The sequence below is a fragment of the Pseudomonas sp. B12(2026) genome, from assembly GCF_057767015.1.
This window is the reverse complement of record NZ_CM173430.1, coordinates 258812-272782: the sequence shown is the minus strand read 5'-3', so window position 1 is coordinate 272782 and position 13971 is coordinate 258812. Positions and strand designations below refer to the sequence as shown.

Annotated in this window: 15 protein-coding genes; 1 reads left to right on the top strand and 14 read right to left on the bottom strand. The window is 68.3% G+C overall.

The annotated features are described in order from the left end of the window. Positions 1-360 precede the first annotated feature (360 nt). The 12 genes from AC3B6A_RS01295 to AC3B6A_RS01240 form a co-directional block, all read right to left on the bottom strand. Positions 361-1407, bottom strand: coding sequence for a hypothetical protein (locus AC3B6A_RS01295; protein WP_488400529.1), 1047 nt, complete (start codon positions 1405-1407; stop codon positions 361-363). A gap of 140 nt (positions 1408-1547) precedes the next feature. Further along, on the bottom strand, positions 1548-2462 hold the full coding sequence (gene flgL, locus AC3B6A_RS01290; RefSeq protein WP_488400528.1) for a flagellar hook-associated protein FlgL: 915 nt from the start codon (positions 2460-2462) through the stop codon (positions 1548-1550). A gap of 23 nt (positions 2463-2485) precedes the next feature. Beyond that, on the bottom strand, positions 2486-3853 hold the full coding sequence (flgK, locus tag AC3B6A_RS01285) for a flagellar hook-associated protein FlgK (RefSeq protein ID WP_488400527.1): 1368 nt from the start codon (positions 3851-3853) through the stop codon (positions 2486-2488). Continuing rightward, positions 3850-4890, bottom strand: a complete 1041-nt coding sequence (locus AC3B6A_RS01280) for a lytic transglycosylase domain-containing protein (protein ID WP_488400526.1) — start codon at positions 4888-4890, stop codon at positions 3850-3852. The genes flgK and AC3B6A_RS01280 overlap by 4 nt, the downstream gene beginning before the upstream one ends. After that, positions 4890-5993, bottom strand: a complete 1104-nt coding sequence (locus AC3B6A_RS01275; protein ID WP_488400525.1) for a flagellar basal body P-ring protein FlgI — start codon at positions 5991-5993, stop codon at positions 4890-4892. The genes AC3B6A_RS01280 and AC3B6A_RS01275 overlap by 1 nt, the downstream gene beginning before the upstream one ends. Before the next feature lie 15 nt (positions 5994-6008). Continuing rightward, the gene (gene flgH, locus AC3B6A_RS01270; RefSeq protein ID WP_488400524.1) at positions 6009-6671 is read right to left on the bottom strand and encodes a flagellar basal body L-ring protein FlgH; all 663 of its coding nucleotides are present in this window, start codon (positions 6669-6671) and stop codon (positions 6009-6011) included. 2 nt (positions 6672-6673) lie between these two features. Beyond that, on the bottom strand, positions 6674-7459 hold the full coding sequence (gene flgG / locus AC3B6A_RS01265; RefSeq protein ID WP_488400523.1) for a flagellar basal-body rod protein FlgG: 786 nt from the start codon (positions 7457-7459) through the stop codon (positions 6674-6676). Between the two features lie 27 nt (positions 7460-7486). Next, a complete protein-coding gene (locus AC3B6A_RS01260) occupies positions 7487-8215 on the bottom strand; it encodes a flagellar basal-body rod protein FlgF (RefSeq protein WP_488400522.1) in 729 nt (242 codons plus the stop codon). A gap of 12 nt (positions 8216-8227) precedes the next feature. Beyond that, positions 8228-9415, bottom strand: coding sequence for a flagellar hook protein FlgE (gene flgE / locus AC3B6A_RS01255; RefSeq protein WP_488400521.1), 1188 nt, complete (start codon positions 9413-9415; stop codon positions 8228-8230). 36 nt (positions 9416-9451) lie between these two features. Next, positions 9452-10120, bottom strand: coding sequence for a flagellar hook capping FlgD N-terminal domain-containing protein (locus AC3B6A_RS01250; RefSeq protein WP_488400519.1), 669 nt, complete (start codon positions 10118-10120; stop codon positions 9452-9454). Further along, the gene (gene flgC, locus AC3B6A_RS01245; protein ID WP_488400518.1) at positions 10120-10548 is read right to left on the bottom strand and encodes a flagellar basal body rod protein FlgC; all 429 of its coding nucleotides are present in this window, start codon (positions 10546-10548) and stop codon (positions 10120-10122) included. The genes AC3B6A_RS01250 and flgC overlap by 1 nt, the downstream gene beginning before the upstream one ends. Positions 10549-10552: 4 nt before the next feature. Beyond that, the gene (locus AC3B6A_RS01240) at positions 10553-10909 is read right to left on the bottom strand and encodes a flagellar basal body protein (RefSeq protein ID WP_488400517.1); all 357 of its coding nucleotides are present in this window, start codon (positions 10907-10909) and stop codon (positions 10553-10555) included. A gap of 74 nt (positions 10910-10983) precedes the next feature. Between AC3B6A_RS01240 and flgA the strand changes: the two genes are divergently transcribed. Continuing rightward, complete coding sequence (gene flgA, locus AC3B6A_RS01235) at positions 10984-11793, top strand: flagellar basal body P-ring formation chaperone FlgA (RefSeq protein WP_488400516.1); 810 nt, start codon at positions 10984-10986, stop codon at positions 11791-11793. A gap of 22 nt (positions 11794-11815) precedes the next feature. Here the strand turns inward: flgA and AC3B6A_RS01230 are convergent, their stop codons facing one another. Further along, positions 11816-12805, bottom strand: coding sequence for an ATP-grasp domain-containing protein (locus tag AC3B6A_RS01230; RefSeq protein ID WP_488400515.1), 990 nt, complete (start codon positions 12803-12805; stop codon positions 11816-11818). Positions 12806-13041: 236 nt separating this feature from the next. After that, positions 13042-13971: a phosphatidate cytidylyltransferase gene (locus AC3B6A_RS01225; protein WP_488400514.1), complete on the bottom strand. Its 930-nt coding sequence runs from the start codon at positions 13969-13971 to the stop codon at positions 13042-13044.

The window sequence follows — 13971 nt, the reverse complement described above, 5'->3', positions numbered from 1 at the left end:
GCGGGCCCCTGAAACTTCGATGGAGCGAGGGAACCCCGGCGAAGCCGGGGCCGGATGCAGGGGCAGAGACTTTTGCCCACTTTGGGTCGTTTGCCAAAGTGGGTCGCCCGAGGGGGCGAAACAAGAAGTCCCAGCACACGCCGAAGCGGCGCAGAAACACCCAGCCAAAAGCATCGCGGAGAAACTCCGCTCCTACAAAAGCGATACATCCCACCGTAGGAGCGAACCCTATCCGCGATCCGTCGGCAGGGCCGGCGTCAGGCAGGTTCGCGAGCAAGCTCGCTCCTACAAAAGCGGAAAGCGGTTTCCAGATGAGTATCCGTGCGCCGCGGATGCCGTCGCGGGTGACGGCCAGCAGGCTCAGGCCAACAGGCTCACCACCGCAAACCGGCTGAGGTTGGCCTGGGCCACCACCGTCTGCGCCGCCGCGCTGTAGTGCGTGGCGCTCCGGCCCATGCGGTCGAGCATGGAAGCGGCGAAACCGTGCGCCCACTCACGCTCGTCCTCGCTGGCATGGCGGTCGAGGAAGTCGCGGATATCGTCCTGGCGGTGGCGCAACTGGTCGCGCAGGCCGCCGATGCGGTCCAGCGCGGAGACCACCGAGTCGAGCAGCTGGCGCTGTTCGCGGAAGGCGTCGGTCCTGATCTCGGTGGGGAAGGCCAGCAGCCCTTCCTCCTGGCTTTTCAGCCGGGTGTTCTTGCCCTTGGCGAACAGCTTGCCCTCGCCCTGCACCGCCAGCTGGCCCTTGAGCTGCTGCCAGTCGGCCTCGGGAGCGGAGAATTTCAGCGCGCCATCGCTGTCCAGCTCGGCGCGGATGCCGGCCTGGCCGAGGGTGGCGTTGAAGCGGCGCAGCACCTGCTCGGTGCTCATGCCGTCGTCGAGCACCACCGCCGCCGGTTCGGCGAGCTGGCGGCCGGCGCTGAACAGCAGGGTTTCCTTGCCCGAACGCTGGATGCTTTCCACCGACTCCAGGCCTTCGAGGCTGAAGCGGCTGCGCACCGGCTCGTTCAGGCGCAGGCGGAAGTTGGCGTCGAGGCTGCCGTCGGAGCGCCGGGCGCGCTGTTCCAGCAGTTCGTTGACCTGCCGGGTGGCCTGGCGCACGCCTTCGCGGTCCTGCGACTGCGGCGCGCTGAGCTCGCGGCTGAGGTTGAGCTTGAGGCTGCCGAGGCGCTCCTGCAGGTCGCCCAGGTAGCTGTCGGCCGACTGCATGGAGGACAACTGCTGGTTGAGCTGCAGGTTGAAGCTGCCGTTCTTCTGCGCGCCGCGCGCCATCTGCGCGGCGTTCTCGCCCTGCTCCTCGCGCTGGCGCAGGCCGTTCTGCCGCCCGCCGGCGGCGGGCAGGATGACGTCGCGGCGCTCGCGGGGATCGAAGACGGCCGCGGCCGGCAGTTGCTTGATGACCTTCATGGTGACCTCTGCACCGGATGGGCAGTTGCCCGGCAACGGGGCCGGGGGCGACGGGTAAAAGGTAGGAGGGGCCGGGGCTGTGCGCCGCGTTTCGGCGTCCAGACCTCCAGGTGGCGCGGCCCGGCCCTCCTACGTGAAAACTACAGCTGGCTGAACAGCGACAGGCCGTTGAGCCTCAGGTAGGTCTTCTGCGTGGCCTGGAGCGCGAGCTGGTAGCTGTTCAGGTCGATGCTGGCGCCGGCGTAGTCCAGCTGCGACAGATCGTCGTTGATCTTCTGGTTCACCAGCGAGACGTCCTCGTTGCTCGAATTGAGCATGGTCAGGGTGTTCTGCCGGCCGCCCAGTTCGGTGATGGCGCCGAGCAGGCCGTCCTGGCCGCCGTCGAGGCTGTCGATGGTGGCGGTGATCTGCGCGCTGACCGCCGGATCGGTGACGTCCAGCGCCGGGTCCTTGAGCATCTTCACGGTGGCGTGCAGCTGGTTGAGGAAGTCCATGTTGCCGCCGAACACGCCGATCGCGGTGACGTTCTCGTCCACCTGCACGCCGTTGGCCACCGCGGCCTGGCGCGACTTGTCGTTGCCGGTGGCGACGTAGCTGTCGGTAAGCGGCTCGTAGGTCACCGCGGGGCTGTCGCTGAGGGTGCCGGAGAACAGGTAGCGGCCTTCCTCGTCGCGCACGTTGACGAAGCTGACGATGGTCTTCTCGATGTTCTCCAGCTCGCCGGCCATGGCGTTGAGGTCCTTCGAGGTGTTCGAGCCGTTGGCCGCCCAGAGCAGCAGGTCGCGCACGTTGAGCATGGCGTCGGAGGCGGACTGCAGGTTGGTTTCCTGGGTCGAGAGGCTGCCCGAGACGTTGCCGATGTTGGTCCGGTACTGCGCCAGGCTCGCCTCCTCGCGCTGGATGCGCAGCATGCGCACGCTGGCGATGGGGTCGTCGGAGGGCTGGAGGATGCGCTTGCCGGTGGCCATCTGCTGCATCAGCTTGTTCAGCGCCGAGGTGTTGCTGTTCATCGAACCGCTCATCAGCGCGGTGATCTGTGAATTGGTGATCCGCATTCCGCTTTCCTTCGCGCGGGCCCTTAGAAGGCCGCGAGCATCGAGTCGAACAGCTCCTTGGCGGTGCTGATGACTTTCATGTTGGCCTGGTAGGCCTGCTGGTAGGTGACCAGGTTGACCGCCTCTTCATCCAGGCTCACCGCGCTGACGCTGTCGCGCTGGGACTGGGCCTGGCTGGCGACGTTGGTGGCGGTGGTCTGGTCGGCCTGGTTCTGCCGGCTGGCGCTGGCGACCTTGCCGAGCAGGCCGGCGAAGGCGTCGTTGAGGGTCACCTGGCTGCCGTCGACGCTGATGCTCTGGTTCTTCAGGTCCAGCAGCGCCAGCAGGTTGACGTTGTTGCCGGTCTCGCCGGCGGTGTCCGACAGGGCCAGCTGTTCGGCCGTGAGGTCGTTCACGCTGAGCATCGCGGTGGTGCTGCCGGCGTTGTAGGTCAGCAGCGCCTGGCCGGGATTGCCGTTGAGGTCGAAGCCGCCCGCCAGGGTGTCGTTGACCATCTGCGCGAGCTGCCCGGCCATCTCGTGCAGGGCGGTCTGGTTCGGCCGCAGGGCGTCGTACTCGGTGTCGTACAGCGCGCCGAGGGAGCCGCCCATGCCGTCCTGGGCCATCGGGAAGCGGGTGCCGGCGAAGGACAGGTCGATGGCCTGCTCGCCGCTGGCGCTGCGGCTGACCGCCAGCTGGCCGGCGGAGTTGCCGGCGACCAGCGGCTGGCCGTTGGCCAGGGTCACGGTGAGGGAGCCGTCGGCCACTTCGTTGACGCGGATCGAGGCGTACCTGGAGAGGTCCTGCACCAGGCTGTCGCGGTGGTCGCGCAGCGCCGTGGTGTCGCCGCCGGCGGCGCCGACCTCGACGATCTGCTTGTTCAGCTTGGCGAGGTTGTCGGTCAGGCCGTTGATCTCGCCGACCATGGCGCCGCGCTGCTCCTGCAGGGCGCGCAGCTGGCTGTCGATGTTGCTGGACAGGCCGTTGAAGCGCTGGGCGAGGTTCCTGGTCTCGTTGACGATCTGCTGGCGCAGGGCGACCGAGCCGGGGGTCGCGGTGGCCTCGCTGAGCGCGGCGAAGAAGTGGTCCAGGCCGACGCTGATGCTCGAACCGTCGCCGCCCATCAGCCCTTCCAGCGCGGACAGGTACTGCTGGCCGCTGTCGTAGTAGCTCTGCTCGGTGGTGGCGCGCCACAGCTGCTGGTTCTGGAAGTCGTTGGCCATGCGGCGGATGCTGGTCACCACCACGCCGCCGCCGACGTTCTGTCCACCTTCCCCGGCCAGCGAGGCGAGCACCGGGTTCAACCGGCTGAAGCCGGGGGTGTTGGCGTTGGCGACGTTCTGCCCGGAGGTGGTCAGGGCGATCTGCGCCGCCCGCAGGCCGCTGTAGCCAATCTGGCTCAAGCTACTCACGAAGTGCTCTCCTTCGACTCGATGCGGATCGGCTGGGCGAAGGCCGCCGAGGCCGGTCGGGCGACAAATTCAGGCTGTTTCCCCTGATAGGCGACGGAATCGCCGTAGCGCTTAAATCCGTCCTGCGGCGCGTTCTTCAGGCCGCTTTCCGGCGACAGCCCGCTGCCGGGCAGGCGCGCCGGCGCCTGGGCCTCGCGCACGCGGCGGAGCACGCCGAGGGTGTAGTCGCGGGTCTCGTCGAAGGGAATGCTGCGCACCCAGTCGGCCAGGCCGACCTGCCCGCTGCGCGGGTCGCCGTTGCTCTTCAGCCACTCGTCGACCTTGCCGGGGCCGGCGTTGTACGCGGCCAGGGCGAGCACGTGCTGGCCGTCGTAGCGCTCCAGCAGCTTGCCCAGGTAGGCGCTGCCCAGGGCCTTGTTGTAGGCCGGGTCGCTGGTCAGGCGCTGCTCGTCGTAGGGCAGGCCGAGTTCGCCGGCGACTTCGCGGGCGGTGTCCGGCATCAGCTGCATCAGGCCGCGCGCGCCCTTGGGCGAGACGGCGGCAGCGTCGCCGCCGGACTCCTGGCCGATCACGCTGTCCACCAGGGTGCGGAAGCCCGCCGTGCCCTGCTGCCAGGCGTGGGACAGCCGCTCGACGCCGCGCTGCCAGGTGTCCACCAGCGGGTTGCGGCTGGACACCGAGGGCCGCCGCAGCGCGTCGCCGCCATCGGCGAGCATGACGGCGTCGGACGCGTTCGCCGACTCGCCGGACAGCTGGCGCACCAGCAGGTCGGCGATGCCGGTCTGCTTGCGCGTGGCCAGCTGCTCGGCCAGTGCCTCGTCGTAGAAGTCGCGCAGGGTGTCGAGGTCGCGGCTGCGCAGCGGACTGCCGGCGGAGAGCACGTCGCCGGCCTTGCGCATCTGCTTGAGGATCTGCTGCAGGAACATCGCCTCGAACTGCTCGGAGGCGGCCTGCAACTGCTCGCGGCGGATGGTCTCGGGCGCCTCGCCGGGCTGGCCGGCGGGGACGATGGGGCGGTTGAGCGAGGTGATGCTCATCAGATGACCACCAGTTCGGCGTTCAGCGCGCCGGCCTGCTCCAGCGCCTGGAGGATGCTCATCACGTCGTCCGGGGTCGCGCCCAGGCTGTTCACGGTGTTGATGATGCTTTCCAGGCTGGTGCCCTCGGGCCACTTGAACATCGGTTTCTTGTCCTGGCTGACCGAGACGTCCGACTGCGGGGTGACCGCCGTGGTGCCGTTGGAGAAGGGCCCCGGCTGGCTGACCTGGGGGTTCTCGCTGATGGTCACGGTGAGCGTGCCGTGGGCCACCGCGGCGGCCTTCACGCGCACGCCCTGGCCGACCACCACGGTGCCGGTGCGGCTGTTGAACACCACCTTGGGCCGGGTGCGGCCTTCCTCCACCTCCATGCCTTCGAGCATGGCCATGAAGCTGGTGCGCTGGGCGCTGCTGGCCGGCGCGCGCACCGACACCTTGGTGCCGTCCAGCGCGGTGGCGGTGCCGGAGCCGAAGCGCGCGTTGACCGCGTTCATCACCTGGGTGGCGGTCTGGAAGCTGGGCCGGCGCACGTTGAGCATGATGTCCGGGCGCATGGCGAAGTCGCTGGGGATCATCCGCTCGATGGTCGCGCCGTTGGCGATCAGGCCGCTGTTGGCGCTGTTGACCGCCACGCTGGAGCCGCTCTGGCCCTGGGCATGCAGGCCGCCGACCACCAGGCTGCCCTGGGCGAGGGCGTAGACTTCGCCGTCCACGCCCTGCAGCGGGGTCATCAGCAGCGTGCCGCCGCGCAGGCTCTTGGCGTCGCCCAGCGAGGACACGGTGACGTCCACCGTCTGCCCGGCGCTGAAGGACGGCGGCACGCTGGCGGTGACGCTCACCGCGGCGACGTTCTTCATCTGCGGGTCGACGTTCGCCGGCAGGTTCACGCCGAACTGCTTGAGCATGTTGACCACCGACTGGCTGGTGAACTTCACCTGGTTCTTGTCGCCGGTGCCGTCCAGGCCGACCACCAGGCCGTAGCCGATCAGCTGGTTCTCGCGCACGCCCTCGATGTCCACGAGGTCCAGCAGCGGAATGGCCAGCGCCTCGGCCTGCCAGAACAGGCAGGCCGTCGCCAGCAGGCGGGAAAGGGTTCTACGCATGGAGTGCTCGCCTGCTTACATCGGGAACAGCGGATGGGTAAAGAAGCGCGTCAGCCAGCCGGCCGAGTTGCTGTCGTTGAGCACGCCGCGCCCGGCGTAGGAAATCTTGGCGTTGGCGACGTTCTGCGAGGACACCTGGTTGCTGCGGTTGATGTCGTCGATGCGCACCATCCCGGTGAGGCGGATGAACTCGTCGCCCTGGTTCAGGCGCAGGGACTTCTCGCCCTTCACCAGCAGCACGCCGCCGGGCAGGACCTTGTGCACGGTCACGGCGATGGAGCCGGTGAGGGTGTTCTGCTGCGAGCTCTTGGCCGAGCCGTCGAAGTCGCGGCTGGCGGTGGCGGAGGTTTCCAGGCCGCCGTACTCCTTGCTCAGGATGGTCGGCACCGGGACGTCCAGGCTGGATTGCTTGCCGAAGCTGGTGCCGGCGCTCTTGCTCGACTGGGTGGCCTCGTTGAGCACCACGGTGACGATGTCGCCCACGCCGATGGCGCGCTTGTCGCGGATCAGCGAGCCGCCGTAGCCCGAGCGGTACAGCCCGCCGCTGGTGGCCGGCGGCAGGCTGTAGTCGAGGTCCGGCGGCTGGTAGACCGAGGAATCCTCGTCCGGCAGCATCTCGTTGAAGCTCTGGCAGCCGGCGAGCAGCGCCAGGGCGAGCAGCGGGGCAAGGCGCGTCATGGTCAGACCGTCTGGTTGAGGAACTGCTGCATGCCCGACGCGGCGTCGAGCACCTTGGCGTTGGCCTCGTAGGCGCGCTGGATGGCGATCATGTTCACCATCGCTTCCACCACCTGCACGTTGGAGCCTTCCAGCACGCCCTGCTTGAGCGAGCCCAGGCCGTCCTGGCCGGGGATGCCTTCCTGCGGCTGGCCGCTGGCGGCGGTCTCCCGGTAGAGGTTGCCGCCGAGGGCTTCCAGGCCGGACGGGTTGGTGAAGCTGACCAGGGTGATCTGGCCCAGCTGGGTGGGCAGGGTCTCGCCCGGCAGGACGGCGGTGACGATGCCGTCGCTGCCGACGGTGAAGCGGCTGGCGCCGGCCGGCACGGTGATGTTCGGGGTCAGCGGCAGGCCCTGGGCGTTGACCACGATGCCCTCGTTGTTCAGCTGCAGCTGGCCGTTCTCGGTGTAGTAGGTCTCGCCGTTGGACGATTCCACCTGGAAGAAGCCGCTGCCGACGATGGCCAGGTCCATGGGCTGGCCGGTGGTCTGCATGCTGCCTTCGGTGAACACCTTCTGCGTGCCCACCACGCGCACGCCGCTGCCCAGCTGGATGCCGGAGGGCACGGTGTTGACCTGGTCGGCCTGCGCGCCCGGTTGCAGCTCGACCTGGTAGAACAGGTCCTCGAACACCGCGCGGTCGCTCTTGAAGCCGACGGTATTCACGTTGGCCAGGTTGTTGGCCACGGTGGACATCGCGGTGTCCTGTGCCGCCAGGCCGGTCTTGCTGACCCAAAGTGCCGAACTCATGTTTCGCTCCTGTCTGCGCGCTGCGCGTTACGCGCCACGGATCACGCGGTCGCCGGCCTCGGCAAGGTCCGAGGCGGCCTTCATCATCTTCACCTGGGTCTCGAACCGGCGGTTCAGGCTCATGGTGCCCACCAGCTGGTCGATGGCCGAGACGTTGCTCTGCTCCAGGTGTCCGGAGATCAGCCGCACGTCCTCGCTGGTCGCCACGTTCTGGCCGTTCTTGCTGACCAGCAGGCCCTGGGCGTTCTTCACCAGCGAGGCGGGCGGGGCGTCGACCAGCTTGATGCGGTCGACGTCGGTCATCAGGTAGTCGCCGCGCGGCATGACCGAGAGGGTGCCGTCGCTGCCGATGGCGATGGCGTCGTACTCGGGCAGGGTGATCGGCCCGCCCTCGCCGAGCACCGCGCGGCCGTTGATCGTCAGCTGGCGGTCGGCGTTGATCGACAGGTTGCCCTGGCGCGTGTAGGCCTCGCCGTTGCCGGCCTGCACGGCCAGCAGGCCGGGGCCCTGGATGGCCACGTCGAGGTCGCGCCCGGTGGCCATCAGGGTGCCGGGGGTCATGTCCACGCCGCTGCTCTCGATGCGCGCGAGATAGCGGCTGTCGTAGCCGGCGCCGCTGACGTCGACCGCGCTGGCGTGCTCCAGGTCCGCGCGGAAGCCGGGGGTGTTGACGTTGGCGAGGTTGTTGGCGCGGATGTCCAGCGCCGCCATGCTGCGGCTGGCGGCGGTCATCGCGGTATAGCCGAGTCGATCCATGCTTCTGCCCTATCAGATCGCCGAGAACAGCACTTGGGTGAGTTCCTTGTCGGTGGTCATCACCTTGGTGTTCGCCTGGTAGTTGCGCTGGCCTTCCATCAGGCCCACCAGTTGCTGGGTGATGTCGACGTTGGAGCCTTCCAGGTTGCCCGCCGACAGCGCGCCGAACTGGCCGATGCCGGGCACGCCGATCAGCGGGGCGCCGGAGGCGGAGGTCTCGCTCCAGGCGGTGCCGCTCTCGTTCTGCAGGCCGCCGGTGTTGATGAAGTTGGCCAGTGCGACCTGGCCCTGCAGCATGCGCTGGCCGTTGCTGTAGTTGACGTAGACCTTGCCGTCGTTCTCCACCGCGATGCCGGTCTGCTCGCCGGCGGCGTAGCCGGTGGCGCGGTTGGTGGTGACCACGAAGTCCGAGCCGTACTGGCTGGTGCCGGTGTAGTCGAGGGCGATGTTCATCGGGTCGACGCCCGGCAGGTTGAAGCTCACCGGCACCGCGGCGATCGGCGCGGACAGCGAGCCGTCCGGGGCGAAGGTCAGCGCCTGGGCGGCGCCCACGGCGGTGCCGTCGACGGCGTAGTGGGCATCCCAGGAGTTGGTGCCGGTCAGCACGAAGTACTGGGTCAGGGTGTGTTCCTTGCCCTGGGAGTCGTAGATCTTGCTGGTGTAGGTGGAGTTGTAGGTCGCCACGTTCTGCGGGTCGAACGGCGCGATGGCCGGGACCTTCTCGTTGGAGTCGAGGTTGGCGACGAAGTCCAGCTTGTCGGTGGCCTTGGCCGGCAGGTTGGCGGTCTTCACCTGCAGGTCGGAGACGGTGCCCACCAGCAGGTTGCCGTTGGCGTCGGTCGGGTAGCCCTGCAGGCGCTGGCCGGTGGCGTTGATCAGGAAGTTGGCGTTGTCCTGGCTGAACACGCCGGCGCGGGTGTACCGGGTGTCGCCGTTGCCGCTCTTGACCACGAAGAAGCCGCCGCCGGAGATGGCCAGGTCGAGGTTGCGGTTGGTGGAGACCAGCGCGCCGCCCTGGCTGATGCTCTGGGTGGTGCCGGTGACTTCCACGCCCATGCCCTTGCTGTCGGCGTAGACACTGCCGAACTCGGTGCGCGAGGACTTGAAGCCCACGGTGCCGGAGTTGGCGATGTTGTTGCTGATGGTGTCCAGCTGCTGGGTGACGGCGTTCAGGCCGGTCAGGGCGATGTTGAAGCTCATGGCGTTATCTCATCCTGAAGGTATTGGAACAGGCGCTCAGGCGGCCTGGCCCTGACTGAATTCGACGATCTTGTAGAACGGCACCTGGCCGGCGCCCTGGACGTCCAGCACCGGGCCGTCGGCGCTGACGCGGACGTCGTTCACCAGTCCGGAAACCTCGATGCCCGGCGTCTCGCCGCTCTCGGTCTTGACCGCCAGGGTGTACTTGCCGGGCTTCAGGCCCAGGGCCTGCGGGTCCACGGTGAAGGGCACGGCGCCCGGCGCCTGCGGGCCGAGGGCGATGTCGGTGCGCACGCCGTTGGCGTCGGTGAGCTGCAGCACGGTGGTGGCCGAGGAGTGCTCCAGGTTGACCTGGCCGCTGACCTGGTCGCCGTCCAGCTGCAGGCTGTCGGCGCTGACCTTCACCTGCTGGCCGACCAGGCCGGCGGCGGTGAGGGTCTGCAGGTTGTCCGTCAGCACCAGGTTGTTCTGCTGCAGGGTGGTCATGTTCTGCATGCTCTTGACCTGCGCCATGGCCGAGTACTGGTTGATGAACTCGGTGCTGTCCACCGGCTTGGTCGGGTCCTGGTACTGCACCTGGGCGACCAGCAGGGTGATGAAGCTGTTCTCCATGTCGGTCAGCTGGCCGACGTCCACCGCCTGCTTCGGGGCGTCCGAGGTGGCGCTGGTGCCGGTGCTGTCGTTGACGCCGTTGACCGTGCTCATCAGGCGTCTCCCAGTTTCAGCAGGCTGGACTGCATGCTCTTGACCCGGTTGAGCACTTCCACGCCGGTCTCGAAGCTGCGGGTGGCGGACATCATGTCGGTCATTTCCTCGATCTCGTTGACGTCGGGGTAATAGACGTAGCCGCTGGCGTCGGCCAGCGGGCTGCCCGGCTCGTAGCGGCGCTGCGGGGCGCGGCCGGAGGTGACCACGTCGAGCACCTGCACGTGGGCGCCGCCCATGCCGGCGCCGCGGGTGAGCTGGTCGTTGTCGTAGACGGCGGCGAACATCGGCTTGCGCGCCTGGTACACGGCATCGGGGCTGGCGGCGGCGGAGTCGGCGTTGGCCAGGTTGCTCGCCACGGTGTTCAGGCGCACGGTCTGCGCGTTCATCGACGAACCGGCGATGCGGTAGATGGAATCGAATGCCATGGCGTCAGCGTCCTTCGATGGCCTCCTTGAGGCCGCGGAATTTCATGGTCAGGAAGGTCAGGCTGGTCTGGAAATCCATCGCGTTGCGCGAGAACTCCGCCTGCTCGGTGGCCAGCTCCACACTGTTGCCGTCCTGGGAGGGCTGGTTGGGGATGCGGTATTTCAGCGCCGGGCCGGTGCTGGCCAGCAGCGCGCTGGCGCCGTCCTGGCGCTGCATCTCGGCGGCGAAGTCGATGTCCCGCGCCTTGAAGCCGGGGGTGTCTTCGTTGGCCAGGTTCGAGGCCAGGATTTCGCTGCGCTGCATGTGCAGCGAGAGGGCCTGCTCGTGGATACCCAGGGTCTCGTCAAACCGTATACTCATTCCCGCAACCCACTCTCATCGTTCGGCGTGCGTGGCGATAGAGCACAAAGCATGCCGCCCCTGAAGGTCGCTTCATGTCATTGATTTACAAGGCTTTGCGCGCCGCTCACGGTGGCGCGCGCAACACCGCGTTTCCGCTTTCGGCGCGCCGCGCGACGGGATGCGGAAAAGTCCTTTCCGCCTGCTTCCTCCTCCTGCTCCCCGCACTCGGCCAGGCCCAGGAACAGCCCCGCGATGCGCGCACGCAACTGGACGCCGCCGCCCAGCGGACGATCGCCACCGAGCTGCAAGGCACGGCGCAGAAGGAAGGCTGGAAAGGCATGACCTTCCGGCTGGACAACAACCTGCCCAACAGCCTGGCCAGGCTGCCCGCCTGCCCGGACGAGCCGCAGCTGCGCGCCAGCGAAGCGCCCGCCGCGCCCACCGCGCGGCGGCGTTTCGAGGCCAGCTGCCCGGGGCAGCCCGGCTGGCCGGTGTACTTCACCAGCCAGCCCACGGTGCTGCTGCCGGCGGTGGTCGCCAGCAGCGAGATCGAGCGCGGCCAGACGCTGGACGCGGGCCAGCTGAAGCTCGCGCCGCTGGACATCGGCAAGAACGCGCGGGGCTACTTCACCCAGGTGGAGGACGTGCTCGGGATGACCGCCCGCCGGCGCATCCGTGCCGAGCAGGCGCTGACCCCGGCGCTGGTCGACGGCGCGCTGCTGGTGCGGCGCGGCCAGCAGGTGAGGATCGTCGCCAGCCAGGACGGCATCCGGGCCAGCGCCGTGGGCGAGGCGCTGGCCAACGGCAAGCAGGACGAGGTGATCCGGGTGAAGAACCTGCGCAGCCAGAAGGTCATCGAGGCGAAGGTCACCGAATCGGGCGTGGTCAGCAGCATCTTCTGAGGCTGCGCCGGCAGGCGGGGAGTCACTCCCCGCTGACGGTGGTGACCTCCACGTAGTGCCGCGCATGGATGGCCGGCGCGGGCATCACCGGCGCATCCAGCTCGCCTCCCGAGAAGCAGCGGAAGTGGTTGGCCACCATGTCGTAGCCGGACATCCGGCTGAAGGCGATGCCGCCGGAGAAGCGCGGGTTGACGTCCATCAGCAGCGGCGCGCCGTCGTGCATCAGGAACTCCATGTTGATGCAGCCGTTCACGCCCAGCACCTGCGCGACCCGCCCCGCCATCTCGACCAGCGGCGCATCGGCCAGCATCTTCACCGTCAGTCCGGCGCCGTTGGCGGTGCGCACCAGCTCCTGCCGCGCCATGCCCGCCCACTGCCCGGTGCCGCCCTGGCGCACCACGTCGACGACGCACACCTCGCCGGGGAGCAGCGGCTGCACGATGTAGTCGCGCCCCTGGCACTTGTTGCGGATGTAGCGCAGGTAGTCCGGGTCATGGATCGCCGCCAGCCCCTCGCTGTTGCGGCCGTCGCGCGGCTTGGCGATCAGCGGCAGCTCCAGCTCCGGCAGGTCTTCCAGCCGCCAGGTGGGAATGCTGCGGATGCCCGGGACGTCCAGGAAGGTCCGGTAGACCAGCCACTTGTCGCGGCTGACGCGGATGGTCTCCAGCGGCGGCATGCACAGCGTGATGCCACGGGAGGTGAACGCCTCGTGATGCAGCGCGAACGCATCGACCTCGGGGTCGATCAGCGGCAGCACGTGGGTCACCCGCTCGCGTTCGCAGATTTCCAGGATGCGGCCGATATAGGCGGCCACGTCCCGCGCGCGGGGCACCTGATAGGCGGCGTCGAGCAGCGCCGAGGTGGCGCACCACTCCGGGGGCTGGATATTGGTCCCGACGATCCGCGCCGCCGAATGCTGCCGCAACGACGCCACCACCGCCTCGGCGCAGAACGCGCCGGTGGCCGTGACCAGACAGGTGGAAGAGGAACCGCCACCAAGTAGCGTGCTCATGCGGGAAACCCGCTGGCGGCACGCCGCAAACGCCCGACCGGAAAACGAATCCCCATGTCTCATGGCCTCGTGTTGATTCGACCGCCCACACCCACAGCGCCCCGTTGGCCATACGACACTTCGTCAGCGAACACACCAAGCGTAGCCGCCGAACCCGCGGCCGGAGGGCTGGGCCGGCCATGAGAAAAATTAATCGGCGGCCGCACTTTCCCCGGTTTTCGCCCTATCGCCGTTCGTCAGGTCCACCAGTAGCGGACGAAGTGGAAGAACACCGGCGCCGCGAAGCACACCGAGTCCAGGCGGTCGAGCATGCCGCCGTGGCCTTCGATCATGTGCCCCCAGTCCTTCACCCCGCGGTCGCGCTTGATCGCCGACATCACCAGCCCGCCGAAGAAGCCGAGGATGTTGATCATCAGCGCGATCAGCAGCGCCTGCCAGGGCTTGAACGGGGTGATCCACCACAGCGCGCCGCCGATCAGCGTGGCCAGCGCGACACCGCCGATGAAGCCCTCGACGGTCTTGGACGGCGACAGGTTCGGCGCGATCCTGCGCTTGCCCATGAGCTTGCCGCAGACGTACTGCAACACGTCCGAGAGCTGCACGACGATCACCAGGAAGGCGATCAGCAGCAGGTTGCGCCCCTCGTAGCCGGCGATATCCAGGGTCAGCAGCGCCGGCACGAAGGAGATGCAGAACACCGCCAGCATCAGCCCCCACTGCACCTTCGAGGCGCGTTCGAGGAAGTGCTTGGAGTCGCCGCCCAGCGAAGCGAGGATCGGCAGCAGCAGGAACATGTAGACCGGGATGAAGATGGAGAACAGCCCGTACCACTGGATGCCGATCAGCAGGTACTGCATCGGCAGCACGAAGTAGAAGGCCGCCACCAGCGCCGGGTAGTCGCTGCGCCGGGTCGGCATCAGCGTGAGGAACTCGCGCAGGGCGTAGAAGGACACGCCGTAGAACAGCAGGATCACCGCCCACTGGCCGAGCGCGAAGGCGCCGCCGATCACCGCGACCATCACCCACCAGGCGTTGATCCGCGCATTCAGGTTGTCGATCACCGCGTGCGGTCCGGGCGGCGCCCTCCAGCGCAGCACCGCGCCGACCAGCGAGGCGAGGACGAGGATGGCGCCGATGCCACCGAAGAGCAGCCAGGTCTGGTTCAT

Coding starts and splice junctions, on each gene's coding strand:
- AC3B6A_RS01295 (WP_488400529.1), bottom strand. CDS start 1,407: ATGAAGGTCATCAAGCAACTGCCGGCCGCGGCCGTCTTCGATCCCCGC.
- flgL (WP_488400528.1), bottom strand. CDS start 2,462: ATGCGGATCACCAATTCACAGATCACCGCGCTGATGAGCGGTTCGATG.
- AC3B6A_RS01280 (WP_488400526.1), bottom strand. CDS start 4,890: ATGAGCATCACCTCGCTCAACCGCCCCATCGTCCCCGCCGGCCAGCCC.
- AC3B6A_RS01275 (WP_488400525.1), bottom strand. CDS start 5,993: ATGCGTAGAACCCTTTCCCGCCTGCTGGCGACGGCCTGCCTGTTCTGG.
- flgH (WP_488400524.1), bottom strand. CDS start 6,671: ATGACGCGCCTTGCCCCGCTGCTCGCCCTGGCGCTGCTCGCCGGCTGC.
- flgG (WP_488400523.1), bottom strand. CDS start 7,459: ATGAGTTCGGCACTTTGGGTCAGCAAGACCGGCCTGGCGGCACAGGAC.
- AC3B6A_RS01260 (WP_488400522.1), bottom strand. CDS start 8,215: ATGGATCGACTCGGCTATACCGCGATGACCGCCGCCAGCCGCAGCATG.
- flgE (WP_488400521.1), bottom strand. CDS start 9,415: ATGAGCTTCAACATCGCCCTGACCGGCCTGAACGCCGTCACCCAGCAG.
- AC3B6A_RS01250 (WP_488400519.1), bottom strand. CDS start 10,120: ATGAGCACGGTCAACGGCGTCAACGACAGCACCGGCACCAGCGCCACC.
- flgC (WP_488400518.1), bottom strand. CDS start 10,548: ATGGCATTCGATTCCATCTACCGCATCGCCGGTTCGTCGATGAACGCG.
- AC3B6A_RS01240 (WP_488400517.1), bottom strand. CDS start 10,909: ATGAGTATACGGTTTGACGAGACCCTGGGTATCCACGAGCAGGCCCTC.
- flgA (WP_488400516.1), top strand. CDS start 10,984: ATGTCATTGATTTACAAGGCTTTGCGCGCCGCTCACGGTGGCGCGCGC.
- AC3B6A_RS01230 (WP_488400515.1), bottom strand. CDS start 12,805: ATGAGCACGCTACTTGGTGGCGGTTCCTCTTCCACCTGTCTGGTCACG.
- AC3B6A_RS01225 (WP_488400514.1), bottom strand. CDS start 13,971: ATGAACCAGACCTGGCTGCTCTTCGGTGGCATCGGCGCCATCCTCGTC.